This is a genomic window from Microbulbifer variabilis (genome assembly GCF_056232115.1).
In genome coordinates this window covers 3,026,334-3,042,143 of sequence record NZ_CP174325.1, presented here as the reverse complement: position 1 = coordinate 3,042,143, position 15,810 = coordinate 3,026,334, and the positions used below count along the sequence as shown (strand labels likewise).

Below are 15,810 nucleotides of genomic sequence, written 5' to 3'. Positions count from 1 at the left end.
TTTATAAAAATAATTGACGAGGCAGGTATGGCTCATCCACTGCTCAAAGAGCGTGATACAGATTTTTTCCTCTATGAATTCCTCAACACTGAAGCGCTGCTGCAAAGACCGCGCTATAGGGAACACTCCCGCGAGATTTTCGACGCTACCCTCAAAACCGCTCGTACTATTGCAGAAAAATATTTCGCCAATCACAACGCTAAGGGGGATGCCAATGAGCCGAGCTTTGATGGAGAACAGGTACACCTGATCGAGGAAACCAAGCAGTCCTGGGATGCTTTTGCAGAGGCTGGGTTTCTCGCCGCACATTGCGACTTCGAAGAGGGCGGTTTGCAGCTTCCCGAAATCATAATGCGCACCTCCCTCGCCTTTATCAGCGCAGCCAATATTGCCAGTGCCAGTTACCCATTCCTGACAATCGGTGCTGCCAACCTGATACGTTCTTTTGCCAGCAATGAACTCAAAGCTCAATTTCTTCCGCAGATGATGGATGGCCGCTTTGCCGGCACCATGGCGCTGACAGAACCGGATCAGGGCTCCGCCCTGGCTGATATCCGCACCAGTGCAGAACTATCGGAAGATGGTAGTTACCGTATTCACGGACAGAAAATGTTTATTTCAGGGGGCGACCAGTCCCTAACCGAAAATATCGTGCACTTGGTATTGGCGAAGATCAAAGGTGCTCCGGCGGGAGTGAAGGGAATCTCCCTCTTCCTAGTGCCCAAATTCCTCCTCAATCAAAATGGTCAGGCCGGCGAACGCAACGATGTAAAACTGGCTGGGCTGCTGCACAAGATGGGCTACCGCAATACCACCTCTACTGTGCTGAGCTTTGGAGAAAATGAGGGGGCAGTGGGCTACCTGATTGGTCAACCGCACCAAGGCCTAAAATATATGTTCCAAATGATGAACGAAGCCCGCATCAGTGTTGGTGCCGGAGCTTCGGTTTTGGGCTATCAAGGCTATGCCTATTCTCTCCAATACGCCAGAGAGCGCCCACAGGGCCGGCTTCCCTCCGATCGCAACCCCAGTTCCAAGCAGATTCCCATTATCCAGCACGCCGATGTGCGTCGTATGCTCTTATTGCAGAAAGCCTATTCCGAAGGTGGTCTGGGACTGAGTATTTATGCAACTTCCCTGTATGAGGATCAGCATACAGCACCTACAGAGGAAAAACGCCAGGCAGCGGCCACCCTGCTGGACTTGATTACCCCAGTGGTAAAATCCTGGCCCTCAAAATATTGCTTGAAAGCCAACGAACTGGCGATCCAGGTTCTCGGTGGTGCCGGTTACATCCGCGAATTCCCCCTGGAGCAGCTATATCGGGACAACCGCCTGAATGCTATTCACGAGGGTACTGAGGGAATCCACGCACTGGACCTGCTTGCACGAAAAGTGCCCGCCAAAAACCTTGCCGCCTATCAGCTAATGCAGGCAGAAATCCGCAACACAGTAATGCAAGCGCGAGATAAAGATAACCTGGGGTCCATGGCAAACGCCCTGGAGGAGTCACTGGAAAAACTCGATGAAACCGGAATGGCTCTATTCGGGCAACTGCAGGAAAACGTAGACCGCGGCCTCAGTAACGCAACTTTATATCTTGATGTGTTTGGCTGTGTACTGGTCGCCTGGATTTGGTTGCGCCAAGCCATTATTGCAGAGAAAGCACTGGAAAATAATCCCAGTCTGGAGGATGAAAACTTCTATCGCGGCAAGATACACACTGCTCAATTTTACTTTGAGTGGGAACTACCAAATATTAAGCAATCTATGGCTCTACTTAAAAGCGGTAACAGTATTCCATTTGATATGCAGGATAGCTGGTTCTAAACAATAAACAGTCCCTGGGCTCAATACGGAATTTACAGCACCACTGTAATTTCCGTACCTCCACCGGATAAGGGCGTTGCATTAATGCGCCCTTGGTAACTCTCGACAATATCCATAACCACAGCAAGCCCAATACCCTGCCCCGGCTGCTGCTGATCGGCTCTCACCCCACGCTGGGTGACTTCCTGCCATTTTTTACTATCAAGGCCAGGGCCGTTATCTGCCACACGAATTGTCAACTTGCGTCCATCATCGGCATTCTTAATATTAACTTTTACTTCACCCTCACCATATTTATAGGCGTTATCCAATAGATTACCTAGCAACTCCATCAGGTCCCCTTCGTCCCCGTAAAATAAGGCTCGCTCACTGCACTGACTGTGCACCTGGCTGGGTTTACTTCGATAAACTTTTTCCAGGGCATCCAGGATTTTTTCCAGCAGGGGCGCAACTGGGATACCACGCAGGATAGATTTGGGGGAGCTGGCTACTGCCCGCTGTAGCTGGTAACTAATAATGCTGTCCATGCGCTGAACCTGATCCACCAGAGTCTTTCCTGCAGCCTTACTGTCACTTTCCAGGCTTAACCCCTTGAGTACGGCCAAGGGCGTTTTTAGACTGTGGGCCAGATCGGCCAGTGTATGGCGAGTCTTTTCTCGCTGGCGCCGCTCATTTTCAATCAACAAATTGAGGTTATCGGTGAGAGGACGCAGTTCCCGTGGGAAATTACCTTCGAGTCGGTCACTGCCACCTTGCTGCATATCCCGCAGTGCATCTGCCAGTGCATTTAGTGGTGCAAAACCCCAGCGCAAAACCAACCACTGTGCCAAGATCAACAAAAGCGCACCCACACCAAGCCAGTGCCACATAGTGGAACGAAACTGCCCCACCTGCGCTCTGAGAGGCCCTGCATCTTCCAAAACAACGAAAGTAAAGGGATTTTCATTCTCAAGTCCCCAGGCCACACCCTGGCGAAAACTGCTGTAGTTTGTATCATCCCCGGGCAGGGAAATCTGCATATAGGACTGCTGCCCTTGTGGCAGTGAATTGAATTGCAGATCCGGCATAGCCAATGCCGACTCAGAGCGCCAGATAATCTCTCCCTCGCCATCCAGGACTGCGCCAACCAGGCCGGAGTCCGGCTGATTAAAACGCTGCTCAGGTAATTCCGGCGGCAACACCAAACCTTCCCCTTCAGGTTCAGCCAGTGCTAATAGAGTGTAGATATACAGCTGTAATTCCCGCTGCTTGGCCTCGTCAAGAGAGGTGCGATAAGCGTGTTCGAGCACACCAGAAATAAGCAAGACAAACCCGACAAGCACCAGGCTGGTAACCAGGGCAAGCCGGCCTTTGAGGGAATTCAACCAAAATGAGAAAAAACGCATTCAGAATGGCAGTTACTGGGGCGCAACAAAGCGGTAGCCACGCCCACGCAGGGTTTCGATGGGCTTGAGTTGCGCTGCTGTATCAAACTTCTTGCGCAGGCGTCCTATAAAGACCTCAATGACATTGCTGTCTCGATCACAATCCTGTTCATAAATATGTTCAGTGAGGGTAGTTTTGGAAACCACTTCATCCGGGTGCAACATCAAGTACTCAAGCACCTTGTATTCGAAAGAAGTCAACTCCAGCTCCGTTTCATTCACAGTGACCCTTTGTGAACTGGTATCCAGCATTATGGGGCCAGCTTTGATGCTGGGGGAGGAGAAACCTGCGGAACGTCGCACCAACGCATTGAGACGCGCCAATAGTTCCTCGGTATGAAAAGGTTTTACCAGGTAGTCATCACCACCGGCTTCAAGCCCGGCCACACGCTCCTGCCAATGGCCGCGAGCCGTTAGAATCAGGATGGGAAAGTGTTTCTCCTCACCGCGCAGGGTACGGATCACCTGAATACCATCCATTTTGGGCAATCCCAGGTCCATCACCGCGATATCGTAGGGGAATTCACGACCCAGATAGAGGGCTTCCTCTCCATCCGGGGCTTCATCCACCGTATACCCGGCACCACGCAGGGACTCCGCCAGCTGCTGTCTCAGTAAAGCTTCATCTTCGACCAATAAAGCACGCATTTTCTATCCCTTTACACTGCGGATCTATTTTGTGGGGGTGCGGCCAGCTAACGGGAGATGCGACCGCTTTTCTTGTCCACATAGACCACATAAACCTGACTCTTATCCGACAATCCCTTCACGCGGTATACCGCCTGTCCCTGCCTGCGGGTCTCAGAGATTGACAATATTTTGCCGCCATAACGCTGCTTCACGATGGAGGCGGCCTGTTTACGAGAAATCTCCCCAGCCTGCGCTCGTCGGTATTCGTACCTGAAAGCCTCTTTTTCGTATGACGGTAAACCGTGCAGTGAGGCGGCACAAAGCCCGGGTAACAGTGCGAAGACAAGGAGAAAAGGCCGTATTAAAGCGCGGCATAGTTTCACGGTGTGGCTCCTGTGGATATCCAAATTTTCCACCTTAAACTCTCTTCGGCCGCGCTATCGCCGGCTCAAGGTGCCGGTGAAACTGCGACGCGAACCCGGATTCTATCTCCAGGATGATAATCTGTACGAGTCAGATAAACCTGACCATTATACCGATAGCGCACATCGTATCCGACTAATTCCCTACGTAAGCTGAATTCGTCCACAACACGACAACGGGATTCAGTGGTGTAGTATGTCTGGGCATTGGCACGACTGATCTGGCTTCCCACCAGGGCACCAACTACAGCGCCAGCTACAGTGGCACCGCCACGGTGACCACCGTGGTGATAGCGGCCGCGATGGCCGTGCCCACCGAGGCTGTTGCCCACTGCAGCACCAATCAAACCGCCTACGAGGGTACCCGCCGGAGATGCAGGTTCGCGGTACATCACTTGTTCATCGCGGCACTGGGTGCGAGGAGTGTGAACCTCTACATCGGTATAAACGGGTGTAACTTCCGTAACCCGAGCGAAATCGTAACTATCGGCGCCATAGGGATCTGCATAACCAGCCGGTCCCGCCTTGGCGGTAGCACTTAAGCCAACCAAAGCGGCCACGGCTGCGCCTGCGATAAACTGCTTCAAAGGTTGCACAATCAGTCTCCCGTTATTTATCAACGGGTAGCAGATTAATCGAATCGATCTGAATAGACGCTGAATTACACAATAGCAGGCACAAAGCGTCAGAAATCCCCCGACCTCTCTCGCCTCTGGCGACGTTCCCCTCCTTCTCTCTGTTCGCGCCGCATCTGTCTCTCTGGTCTCTCTGAACGCTCACGGCGATTATCTCTCTCACGCTGCTGTTTGCGTTCGCGCCGCTCACTCCGGTTGCTGTGCTCTTGCTGACCATTTCGCTCACGTCGTTCACTGCGACCACTTTGCCCTCCTGAGTCATTAAGCTCCCGGCCTCTGGCTTGGCGCTGACCACTTTTGTCTTTATTCCAGCGCTCCCTCAACTGGCGGCGCTGCTCCGGGGGCATCTGCCGGAATTTCTTGCGCGCCTCACGGATTTGCTGGCGCTTCTCCTCTGGCATATCCATAAAGCGGCGGTAGGAATCTCGAAGACGGTTGCGACGATCCTCGGGTAACGCCTGCCAGCTCTCGAACTTTTCACGCGCCTGGCTACGCTGCTGGGAGCTCATTGTATGCCAGCGCTTGGCGCCTCGCAGCAATTGAGCTCTCTGGGTTTCACTCATTTGGGGCCAGCGATCTTGATATCCCCTCAATAACTGACGATCACCCTCATTGAGGGTCTGCCACTCCTGAGCCAGCGAGATATTTCCCCAGAGACATAACAGCAGACCACACAGCTGAACGAGGTAGAAGATGCCCCAGTTATTCATCCCACTGATCCTCACGGGTAGACCCACCCTCGTCGTAATGGCGCTGCCTACGCACCTCATTTTGCGGACTTTCAGGCCATAATTCTGACTCCTCAGGCACGAGTACATCTCCCCGCTCATCCACCCACTCGCCGAGAAACAACAGAAAATCCTCCTCGAGGGGCTCCATCTCCGCACCTTTTACCGCCACCCCACACAACAAGAGGACAACAAAAAGAAACTTACCCTCCTTAAGAGGAGTGCCCATCCAGCTCCTCCGCCAGCCACTGATAAAATTCCATATCCTCGATCATTTCTACATCCACTTCTTCATACAGCAGCCAGTCTCCTGCAATAAACGGCTCTATTTTACCCGGGGAATTATCAGTGCCTGACCAAAGCAGTGCTACCACCAGCACTGAGCAGGCACCACTGAGCCATAGCCAGTGATACCCCGATATACTCCTGGTCTTTGACTGCTTCAGGGCGTCCGCCCTGGCACGCCTCAACCTTGAAAGGGTTTCCCCATCAATTTCCTCTTCCCGGCAAGTGACCGCCACTCGAGCAGCTTTCACTAACCGCCGCTCCTGTTCCAGAACAGATTTATCCGGCTGTATCATTGGAACTCCTCCAAGTGGCTGCGCAGGCTATGCATAGCGCGGGATAAGTGGGTTTTGACACTGCCCTGGCTACAAGACATTGCGCGAGCGGTTTCTGCCACATTAAATCCTTCAACACAGCGCAACAGGAATGCCTGCTGTTGTCGCAATGGCAGCTGGCTTACTGCACCATCAATAGCCAGCAATAAGCGTTCGCCAATCAATGCGCTATCTGGTGTCGGTCCCCAGATATCAACCCATTCCGTGGCAAATGCATCATCATCGTCATCACCACTGATAGGAAGCTTTTCCCGGATTAATTGCCAGCGGGACAACTTCCTATTGTGTCGGTGCCAGTCAGTAATGCGGTTGTTAAGAATGGTAAAAAAAAGCGGGCGCCACTCGGCCCTTTCACGGCCACTGTAATTCTTGACCAGTGCCAACATGGAGTCTTGAACAATATCTAACGCATCATCACGGTTACCTACAGCAAAATTTGCCATAGTAAAAGCCCGCTTTTCCACCTGAGCGAGGAACTGATTCATAAATGCCGGCTGAGGTCCTTGTGCACAGAAATACTTTCCACGGTCTCTTTACGAAACCAGTCCCGTCACGATTTTTTTAAGACGATTTTTTACCGGGCTTCATCAGTCGTTTTTGTTCTTTTTATGTTTCTTATGTTTTGCTCGTTGATCCATACGGCGATCAATTCGCTCACCCTTATTATCTAAGCGGCTATTGATTTTCTCGCCTTTCGTATCGAGGCCCTCATTGATCCTTTCACCTTTATGATCCAGGCGGTTGTCAATACGATCCCCTTTGCGGTCTAGCCTCTCAGCCAACTTTTCATTGCCATTGGAAGCTGCTCGCTCTGCACGCTGATCGAGGCGGTCATTAATTCGGTCGCCCTTGTTATCAAGACGCTCCTCTATACGATCCCCCTTGTTGTCCAGCTTGCTTTCAATACGATCACCTTTATGATCCAGGCGCTCCTCCACATGATCGCCGTGATCATGGGATCGGATACTATCCTCTTGGGCAAATAGAGAGGTTGGCAGGGCCAGGCTGGCGACCAGAAGGGGAAGTCCCATCAGTTGTTTCATAAGTTGCTCCAGCTCCGTGATCAAAAATAAACAAATTTTCCAAACACTGACTAGAACGGCCTCTGCACTAAATGGTTGACAGTCAACCCTGATTTTTCTGGTAATTCACCCTCAATAAAGACTGTTTAAGACAAATGCCAGTAGTCACTGGCATTTTACTCACCCTTCTACCACTTCAGCTCCGGGTACTTCATCACCCAGCCAGCGCTGTGTCAGGGTTCCAGCCGTCATAGCACCGTTAACGTTCAGTGCGGTACGCGCCATATCGATCAGTGGTTCCACGGAAATCAACAATGCGGCAATTGTTACGGGCAGCCCCATGGCTGGAAGTACCACCAGCGCGGCAAAAGTAGCACCGCCACCCACGCCAGCAATCCCAAATGAACTGATAACCACTACCGCAATCAGGGTACCCAACCAAAGCGGGTCCCACACATCAATTCCCATGGGTACCGCCACCATAGTGGCAAGCATCGCAGGATAAATACCGGCGCAACCATTCTGCCCAATAGTAGCCCCAAACGATGCGGAAAAATTGGCAATCGCGGGAGAGTTACGCAACTGTTCCACCTGTGTTTCCACGTTGAGCGGTATTGTTGCAGCACTGGAGCGGGAGCTGAAAGCAAATATCAACACCGGCCATACTTTGGCGAAATAGTGCAGTGGGTTCACTCCATTTATAAATAACAGTGCCCCATGAACTAGGAACATCAGACCAATCGCACAAAAAGAGGCCACCACAAACCCAAACAGATTGGCGATATCAGCCCAACTGGACTTTGCAATCAATCCTGCAACCAGTGCCATTACACCGTATGGAGTGAAAGCCATCACCAGGCGCACAAGCTTCATCACCCACACTTGGGCAATGTGAACAAAGCGCTCAATTGCCGCGCCCTCTTCCGGGAACTCTCGACGCACAGCCAGGGCCGCAAGACCCAATAGCACAGCAAAAATAACCACTGAAATCACAGAGGTGGAGCGGGCACCGGTCAAATCCTGAAATATATTACGCGGAATAAAGGTGCTGATAATTTCCGGTATGGAGAGATCACTCACCCGGCCGATTCTCTCATTGAGTACTTCAACCCGTGCTGCCTCTCGGGAACCCTCAACCAGCCCAGCGGCGGAGAGGCCAAAGAGCTCTGCCATGGCTACGCCGATTAAGGCTGCTATCGCTGTTGTGCCTAGCAATACCCCCAAAACGGAAACGCTGATTCTGCCAAGCGCCTGTGTATGACTAACTTTCACTACCGCAACAAGGATAGAAGTAAGTACAAGCGGCATAACCAGCATGTACAGCAGGTTTACGTAACTTTTACCCAGCATCTGGATCCAGGGCAATACTTCTACGGGGGCGGCACCCCAGCCACGAGATAATTGCAACAGAGCACCAAAAACTACACCGAGTAGCAGGCCGGCAAAAACTGCGGGGGCCAGAGACTTCCGGCCTCTATGCCAGCGATGTAAAGCAAAGAGCAAGGCAACAAAGAAAAACAGCAGAGCAAAGGAGCTGATATGCATGATCTGAAAATCCCACAGCGGGCAAACTGGAAAGTGGCGGCATGCTATCAGCGTTACGCCAACGCCCTATAGTTGCTTTAGTTATATTTTTATACAGTTATTTGTAGGTTCCGCGATTTATATTATTGCAGTGCCGCTTTAAAGTCCTCAGCAGACTGCGGACCCACCAGGGTTTCCTTCCAACTGCCATCGGTACCGATAACCAGGGTTGTAGGCAGAACGTCAGGCCTAGGCTGACCCCAGCGGCCCTCTGGTTCAGTAGATAATAAGGGAAATTCTATTCCCAGTTTTTGCGCCTGCTCGCTGACAACGGAATCTGGCAGATTATCAAAATTAACTCCCACCACAACTATATTGCTATTGGCCTGCGCCAGCTGGTTGAGCACAGGCACCTCCTCTCGACAGGGTGCACACCATTCCGCCCAGTAGTTGACCAGAACTATTTTGCCCTCAGTCTCAATAAGCGCACCACTGCTGCTCTTTAAATTAACCCCACTATCACAGCCGCTTATTCCGCTTGCCAAGCACAGAAAGGCCAGCCCCAGGACTCCCTTCACGTTTTTTAGATTTACTACCTGAAACATCCTTCTCTCCCTCGCGGCCATTGCTATCACGTTCATTATTATTCTCGATGGTATCTGCAGGGGCGCTACCGTGCCTGGCCCAAGACTCCTCATCTTTCTGCCGGGCCGCCCAAAACAGGGCGCCGATCGTAATACTGAGCTGCTCCCTGGCGGAATCCCGCGCATTGGCAAAACGGTGCTCTATATCTGCGTACCAGCGGAAACCCTCCAGATCACGGGGGATACTACTGGGTATCCAGTGCGGACTCAGCCAGCCAGCCAGCTCCATTAGCGAAACGGAATTCAAGTCCCGCAACAGGACATAATCATTCCTTTCGGTCTGGGTTATCACCCGGTGCCCCTGAAGTACATTGCGCAGGCGACGCCACTGCCCAAACTTGATCCCCATTAAAGAAATATCTTGCTCACGCAAAGGTTTACCATGGCGACCGCCCTTATAAAGTTGCCATAGCACAATCAGGGTTGCCACCAAATCCGAATGCTGCCGCCCCTGGGTTGCCGCCTGGTAAACCGACAAGGTGCGCACCAGTACGCAACCAGCCAGTACCAGCATCCAGGTCAAGTAAATCCATAACAGGAATAACGGCACAAATGCAAAGGCCCCATAGATAGCCTGAACCGAGCTTCGCGCAACAATTAACCCAAACAAGTACTTCATTATTTCGAAGGCGATCGAGGTAATTACACCACCTTCAATACCATGGCGCAGAGGCACATAACAGTTGGGGACGGCAATAAACAGAAGAGTAAAAATAATGCTGGTGAAAATAAAAGGCAGTACCCTCAATACCACCGCCATCATGCCAAAACCATCCTCCCCCCCCATAAACAGTTTTTGAGAGAGAAGATAGGTACTGGCGGCGAGGCCGGCACCCAATAAAATAGGGCCCAGGCTAAGAATGGCCCAATACAGCAGAAAACTGGAGACCCCGCTGCGCCCGCGGGAAACATCCCAAATGGAGTTGAAAGTACCTTCGATACTTCTCAGGGTCAGTCCAGCGGTAATAATCAACATGGCGATGCCCACCCCTGTCAGGCGCTGGGCCTGAGCGGAGAAGCTGTTGATATATTCCTGCACCTCTCGACCACTTTGTGGCACAAAGTGGGAAAAAACCTGTTCCTGAAACTTGCTCTCCAAACCGGCAAAATCTGGAAACAGGGATAGCATCGCGTAGCTGACCGTTACCAAAGGCACTATGCCAAACAGGGTCATATAGGTGAGTGCCGCAGCACTCTTCTGGCAGTCTTTTTCACTAAACAGCGACCACAGCGAAGTGGCAAAGCGCCGCCATTGAATCACCGTATCCTTCATGGTGGTTTCCGTTTTCCATCTTGCAATGTGCGGTTATCAGCAGAAGCAGGCAATGCCAGCCCGCACTTAGAACTCCGCAACGTTATTCGGTTAGAATACGCCAAACACTAACAGGATGCCGACCCAATGTGGACGATTTACCACAACCCCCGCTGCTCAAAATCCCGTCAAACGCTGCAACTGTTGCAGGAAAATGGCGTGGAGCCAGAAGTGGTTCTCTATTTGGAAACGCCGCCCAGCGCAGAAAACCTAAAAGAGATCCTTATCAAACTCGGCATTAGTGCACGGGACCTGCTACGTACAGGTGAAGAGCCCTACAAGCAACTCAACCTGAAAGATCGCGACCTGAGTGAAGCCCAACTGATCGACGCCATGGCACAGAACCCAATTCTGATTCAGCGGCCAATTGTTGTAAAAGGTGACAAAGCCGCTATCGGCCGCCCACCAGAAAATGTGCTGGAGCTGCTTTAATGGCCTCGGATTCAGAACCCTATGTGCTGATTCTCTACTACAGCCGCACCGGTGCCACCGAACGCATGGCCAAAGAACTGGCTCGCGGAGTTGAATCCAGCGGGGTGGCTGCGCGCCTCCGCACAGTGCCCAGTGTTTCCCCCGATACAGAAGCCAGCCAACCACCAGTGCCTAGTGAGGGAGCCCCTTACTGCTCCCTGGAAGACCTACGCAACTGCTCCGGGCTGCTGATGGGCAGCCCTACCCGCTTCGGCAATATGGCTTCACCTCTGCGCTATTTCCTCGACCAGACTGGTGACATCTGGCTGGAGGGCAGCCTGACCGGAAAACCTGCGGGGGTATTCACCGCAACAGGTAGCCTCCATGGCGGCCAGGAGACCACCCTAACTTCCATGATGCTGCCACTTCTGCACCACGGCATGCTGATCACCGGCATCCCATATTCCGAGGCCGCACTGATGCGTACCCAAACCGGTGGAACCCCCTATGGTGCATCTCACTGGGCCAAAGGGCGTAGTAGCGTGCTCAGTGATGATGAGATCACCTTGTGCAAGGCATTGGGTGCCCGAGTCGGCCAACTGTCCCAAACATTAGAAGCCGCAGCCAAATAGGGGGTAGCGCGTGAATGATACGGTAAAGCGCAAACTTCATATTGCGCTGCGAATTAACTGGTTTTGCTATATCGGCCTGCTAGCGCTTATTGCCGTGCGAAACCTGTTTTTAGAGGGGGGCTCCATCCTGTTGTGGACCATACAGACCGTGCCACTGCTGTTAGTGCTGCCGGGCTTAATCAAACAGCGTTACCGCAGCTACCTATGGCTCTGCTTTATCCTGCTCCTTTACATCACAACCAGCATTGTCGATGTAATGATGCCTACACGCGGCTGGCAGGATGGCGTAATGGCGGCCCTGAGCCTTATCCTATTCTTCTCTGCAATGATGAGCAGTCGCTGGCATCGCATGCAGTAACCCCGCGGCGGTCGTACCGCCATTGGTTCCAGACACAAATGCGTGGGTTACCCTGGTCCCCGACGCGCTAAGGAGTTTTGAGGTTTGACTGATTTACACCAGCAAAAAGGATTTGTCCGTAGTTTTTTTGGTGCTATCGGTGGCGCCATTACCTGGTTGCGACGAGTATTTACCAACTTGGTATTTCTCCTGATATTGCTGTTTCTCGGTATTGCTATTTTTGGGAAAGACGATCAGCTGGTGGTACCTCAGGGTGCGGCTCTGCGTGTCGCACCCAGTGGCTTCCTTGTGGATGAACTCACCCAACCCGCTACGCTGCCAATTTTCCTCAGCGGCAACCGGGGCCCGGCAGAAGTGCGTGTCAAAGATCTAGTAGACGCCATCGATAATGCCGCCAAGGATAAGCGAATCTCCTCGCTGGTGCTTGAACTGGACCATATGGTAGGGGGCAGCCTTAGCAAGTTAGATGAAATCGGTGCCGCACTACAGAGATTTAAAGCCGCCGATAAACCCATCTACGCAGTGGGGGATAACTACACCCAATCCCAGTATTTCCTCGCCAGCCATGCCGACACGGTCTACCTGAACCCAATGGGTTCAGTGATGCTCACTGGCTTTGGTGTCTACCGCAATTACTACAAGAGTGCACTGGAAAAACTCAAGGTAAACTTCCATGTATTTCGTGTGGGGGATTACAAAGACTTTATCGAGCCCTATACCCGGGATGATATGTCCCCAGCCTCCCGTGAAAATAACCAGCGCTGGCTGAATGAACTCTGGAGTGAATATAGTGAGCAGGTAACAGGTCTGCGTAACCTGCCTGCGGAAAGTCTCGATATCTTCATCAGTGAGCTGCCGGAAAAGTTGCAACAGAACGAGGGTAGCTGGGCTGATGCCGCACTTGCCAACAAACTGGTGGACCAGCTAGCGAGCCGTATTGAGGCCCTGAAAGCGCTGAAGCAAGAAATAGGCGAAGACGAAAACAAAGACCGCGATTACAAATACATCGACGCCCTCACCTACCTGCGAAGCCGTAAAATTTCCGAGACTGCAAAGCCAATCAAGGAATCCAACAAGATTGGCCTCATCACTGCGAGCGGCGCCATTATTGACGGCCAGGCTCCTGCGGGGCGTATTGGCAGCGAGAGCCTCGGTAAGTTGATCGCCCAGGCTCGTGAAAAGAAAGTGGAAGCCCTGGTTCTGCGCATCGACAGCGGCGGCGGCTCCGCCTTTGCTTCCGAAGCCATTCGCCAGGAACTGCTGGCCACCCGCGAAGCCGATATACCTGTCGTTATATCCATGGGGAGCCTGGCCGCGTCAGGGGGCTACTGGATTGCCACTGGTGGTGATCGTATCTGGGCCTCCCCGGCCACTCTCACCGGCTCTATTGGAGTATTTGGCGCCTTCCCAACATTTGAGGATTCTCTCGAGCACATCGGCGTCTACACCGATGGAGTTGGCACCTCAGACCTGGCTGGCAGCATGCGCCTGGATCGCGCCCTGCCACCGGCAGCCGCCAGCATCCTGCAACAGGGCGTCGATAATACCTATGCCCGCTTCCTGCGTATTGTTGCCGAGGCTCGTGGCAGCACCCCCAAAGAGGTACACAAGATTGCGCAGGGGCAAGTATGGACTGGCCGCGCGGCCAAGAAACTGGGACTGGTGGACGATCTCGGCAATCTCAGCGATGCCATCGCCGACGCCGCGCAGCTTGCTGAAATCGAAGAATACGACGTAATAGAGATTCAGCGTGAACTGAGCCCCGGTGAGAAGTTCTTGCGCGCGCTGAGCGATAATGTGGACGCGCAAATCGCCGCAAGCCTTGAGGCCAACCTGCCCTTAGGCGCCTGGTTAAATAGCGTACAGCCGGTGCTGGCGCCAATCGCCGAACTGCAGAGCTACCGCGACCCACGCGCCCTCTACGTGCGTTGCCTGCCCTGCCAGGCGCCCTAAAAGCTTTCATAGCCTGATGCCATTCTCCGCCGCCGGTTCAATGCCGGCGCGGACGCCCATACAGATCGCGCAATTCATCTTTAGCCGCCTCCAGAATACGCCGCCTTTTGGCCGGCAGGCGATGCCCTGCACGATTGATAAAGAACGTCAGCATCGACATTGCGGAGCGATAGGGATCAGCCTTGCGCCGCTTACTGGACTCGGCAGCGGCCCTTAGTGAACAGGCAATAGCCTTAGGGTTATCAAGGCTAAATAGTCCTTCAGGCAGATCCAGGGCACGACTGCTTCGCGTCACCTGCTCAGACCAGTTGACTGTTTTGGCAGGACCCAAATTTCACCTCCCACCCTCAAAATCTACACTTGCTGATTATGCCAACTATATGGTGACCAAATCGCGCCCCAAAGGCAGCGCCAGGCGATGCATTAAACTTCCGGGTCACTGACCCTTAACTGGCGTAAAGCACCACTCAATGCCACCATTCCAAAGGCGACAAGGCTTAAGATACCGGCCCACATGAGCGTCGAGAACGGGGCCGCATATTCGCTCAGAACTCCCGCCGCCAGAGCACCCAGGGCAGCCGAGCCAAATAGAGCAAACTGGTAAATTGAGATAATCCGGCTGCGGTACTCCGCCGGAGCCAACAGTTGCACAATACTGCGCCCCAAACCGGCAGAGGCGGCCGCAACTGCTCCCCAGCACAGGCAAAGCAAGATCAGCCCCAGCTGGGTGGGGCCAAGGCTAATGGCGATCAACAGAGCCGCACTATAGAGCAGGCACATAAGAATCCCCCGCCCCGGTTCAGGCCCCTGTCCCCGGCGCAACATGGTTACAGTGGCGATCACCGTTCCCGCTACAAAAGCCAGTTGCAGGGTCGCGTAGTATCCGGCACCGCGGCCATACCCCTCCGCCAGCAGTGGCAATACCACCAGAAATACACCGATATGCACGAAGCCATTGAACGCCATCAGCGCAGTCAACTCGCGTAAGACCGGATGCCGCCAAGCCTGGGAGAGGCCATCAAGAATCAGAGTGTGAGGGCGCTTCTCTATCTCCGTCACGCGGGTTTCACCGTCGCGCAGGGACAGCAAGGAGAGTGCTGCCAGTAATAGCACCCCTACCTGAACAACTAATAAGGGCTGTAAACCCCACTGATCAAATCGGCTCGCCAGCAACATACCTGCCGCCTGTCCACCATATTGGGCCAACATCATCCAGGTAACGGTTTTCTGAACGCGGCTTTCTGATGCCCTGCCCTGCTCATTGCGCGCGCTACGCTGTACCAAGTTATCCCGTGAAGGCTGCAGGAACGCGCTGCAAATACCCAGGCAAACGCCATAGATCATCAATACTGGCAGTGTGACCACGTTTAACGAGTAGTAGAGCAACAGCCCACCGTGGCACAGGGCAAGCCCCAGGCAGGCCAGTGTGGCCACCAGTGCCGGATCGCGTCGGTCAGCCAGGGCGCCACCAAACAACAGGAATATCAGGTTGGGAAGCAATACCGACGCTTGCACCCAGCCCAACTGCAGTGCTGGCAAATCCACAATAGTCAGTGCTATCCAAGGCAGTAAAATGACCTGCAACCCAGTTGCCAGCGATGTTCCGCTGTAACCCAGTAGAAACTTCTGCAACCGGGCCGGCATTTTGCGTGAGAGGTTAGTCAA

At 53.1% G+C, this 15,810-nt stretch carries 19 protein-coding genes; 5 read left to right on the top strand and 14 right to left on the bottom strand.

Features of this window, described 5'->3' with window-relative positions:
• Positions 1–27 precede the first annotated feature (27 nt).
• Positions 28–1,830, top strand: a complete 1,803-nt coding sequence (locus ACJJI7_RS13500) for an acyl-CoA dehydrogenase (protein WP_282951205.1) — start codon at positions 28–30, stop codon at positions 1,828–1,830.
• A gap of 32 nt (positions 1,831–1,862) precedes the next feature.
• On the opposite strand, the gene ACJJI7_RS13495 is transcribed toward ACJJI7_RS13500, so the two are convergent.
• From ACJJI7_RS13495 to ACJJI7_RS13440, 12 genes are all read right to left on the bottom strand, one after another.
• The gene (locus ACJJI7_RS13495) at positions 1,863–3,215 is read right to left on the bottom strand and encodes an ATP-binding protein (RefSeq protein WP_020411793.1); all 1,353 of its coding nucleotides are present in this window, start codon (positions 3,213–3,215) and stop codon (positions 1,863–1,865) included.
• Positions 3,216–3,227: 12 nt separating this feature from the next.
• Positions 3,228–3,902: a response regulator transcription factor gene (locus tag ACJJI7_RS13490; RefSeq protein WP_020411792.1), complete on the bottom strand. Its 675-nt coding sequence runs from the start codon at positions 3,900–3,902 to the stop codon at positions 3,228–3,230.
• Between the two features lie 47 nt (positions 3,903–3,949).
• On the bottom strand, positions 3,950–4,300 hold the full coding sequence (locus ACJJI7_RS13485) for a PepSY domain-containing protein (RefSeq protein WP_282951206.1): 351 nt from the start codon (positions 4,298–4,300) through the stop codon (positions 3,950–3,952).
• 32 nt (positions 4,301–4,332) lie between these two features.
• The gene (locus ACJJI7_RS13480) at positions 4,333–4,902 is read right to left on the bottom strand and encodes a glycine zipper 2TM domain-containing protein (RefSeq protein WP_020411790.1); all 570 of its coding nucleotides are present in this window, start codon (positions 4,900–4,902) and stop codon (positions 4,333–4,335) included.
• Positions 4,903–4,991: 89 nt separating this feature from the next.
• Positions 4,992–5,651 carry a DUF3106 domain-containing protein gene (locus tag ACJJI7_RS13475; RefSeq protein WP_020411789.1) on the bottom strand — a complete coding sequence of 220 codons (660 nt, stop codon included), beginning with the start codon at positions 5,649–5,651 and terminating at the stop codon, positions 4,992–4,994.
• On the bottom strand, positions 5,644–5,898 hold the full coding sequence (locus ACJJI7_RS13470) for a hypothetical protein (protein ID WP_020411788.1): 255 nt from the start codon (positions 5,896–5,898) through the stop codon (positions 5,644–5,646). The genes ACJJI7_RS13475 and ACJJI7_RS13470 overlap by 8 nt, the downstream gene beginning before the upstream one ends.
• A complete protein-coding gene (locus ACJJI7_RS13465) occupies positions 5,882–6,250 on the bottom strand; it encodes a hypothetical protein (protein WP_444901944.1) in 369 nt (122 codons plus the stop codon). The genes ACJJI7_RS13470 and ACJJI7_RS13465 overlap by 17 nt, the downstream gene beginning before the upstream one ends.
• Positions 6,247–6,774 (bottom strand): RNA polymerase sigma factor, encoded by a 528-nt coding sequence (locus ACJJI7_RS13460; protein ID WP_020411786.1) that lies wholly within the window; start codon positions 6,772–6,774, stop codon positions 6,247–6,249. The genes ACJJI7_RS13465 and ACJJI7_RS13460 overlap by 4 nt, the downstream gene beginning before the upstream one ends.
• A gap of 102 nt (positions 6,775–6,876) precedes the next feature.
• Positions 6,877–7,332, bottom strand: a complete 456-nt coding sequence (locus ACJJI7_RS13455; protein ID WP_353374985.1) for a hypothetical protein — start codon at positions 7,330–7,332, stop codon at positions 6,877–6,879.
• A 159-nt stretch (positions 7,333–7,491) separates the two neighbouring features.
• Positions 7,492–8,856, bottom strand: a complete 1,365-nt coding sequence (locus tag ACJJI7_RS13450; protein WP_020411784.1) for an L-cystine transporter — start codon at positions 8,854–8,856, stop codon at positions 7,492–7,494.
• Positions 8,857–8,978: 122 nt separating this feature from the next.
• The gene (locus ACJJI7_RS13445; protein ID WP_026304913.1) at positions 8,979–9,440 is read right to left on the bottom strand and encodes a TlpA family protein disulfide reductase; all 462 of its coding nucleotides are present in this window, start codon (positions 9,438–9,440) and stop codon (positions 8,979–8,981) included.
• A complete protein-coding gene (locus ACJJI7_RS13440) occupies positions 9,355–10,752 on the bottom strand; it encodes a YihY family inner membrane protein (RefSeq protein WP_020411782.1) in 1,398 nt (465 codons plus the stop codon). Before ACJJI7_RS13440 ends, ACJJI7_RS13445 begins: the two co-directional genes overlap by 86 nt.
• A gap of 126 nt (positions 10,753–10,878) precedes the next feature.
• On the opposite strand from ACJJI7_RS13440, the gene arsC reads away from it, so the two are divergent.
• From arsC to sppA, 4 genes are all read left to right on the top strand, one after another.
• Positions 10,879–11,223, top strand: a complete 345-nt coding sequence (arsC, locus tag ACJJI7_RS13435; protein WP_020411781.1) for an arsenate reductase (glutaredoxin) — start codon at positions 10,879–10,881, stop codon at positions 11,221–11,223.
• The gene (wrbA, locus tag ACJJI7_RS13430; RefSeq protein WP_020411780.1) at positions 11,223–11,834 is read left to right on the top strand and encodes an NAD(P)H:quinone oxidoreductase; all 612 of its coding nucleotides are present in this window, start codon (positions 11,223–11,225) and stop codon (positions 11,832–11,834) included. Before arsC ends, wrbA begins: the two co-directional genes overlap by 1 nt.
• 10 nt (positions 11,835–11,844) lie before the next feature.
• A complete protein-coding gene (locus ACJJI7_RS13425) occupies positions 11,845–12,192 on the top strand; it encodes a DUF2069 domain-containing protein (protein ID WP_020411779.1) in 348 nt (115 codons plus the stop codon).
• An 84-nt stretch (positions 12,193–12,276) separates the two neighbouring features.
• Positions 12,277–14,145: a signal peptide peptidase SppA gene (gene sppA, locus ACJJI7_RS13420; protein WP_020411778.1), complete on the top strand. Its 1,869-nt coding sequence runs from the start codon at positions 12,277–12,279 to the stop codon at positions 14,143–14,145.
• 37 nt (positions 14,146–14,182) lie between these two features.
• Here the strand turns inward: sppA and ACJJI7_RS13415 are convergent, their stop codons facing one another.
• Both ACJJI7_RS13415 and ACJJI7_RS13410 read right to left on the bottom strand, forming a co-directional pair.
• Positions 14,183–14,476: a DUF3175 domain-containing protein gene (locus tag ACJJI7_RS13415; RefSeq protein WP_444901945.1), complete on the bottom strand. Its 294-nt coding sequence runs from the start codon at positions 14,474–14,476 to the stop codon at positions 14,183–14,185.
• A 92-nt stretch (positions 14,477–14,568) separates the two neighbouring features.
• Positions 14,569–15,810: an MFS transporter gene (locus ACJJI7_RS13410; RefSeq protein WP_245556651.1), complete on the bottom strand. Its 1,242-nt coding sequence runs from the start codon at positions 15,808–15,810 to the stop codon at positions 14,569–14,571.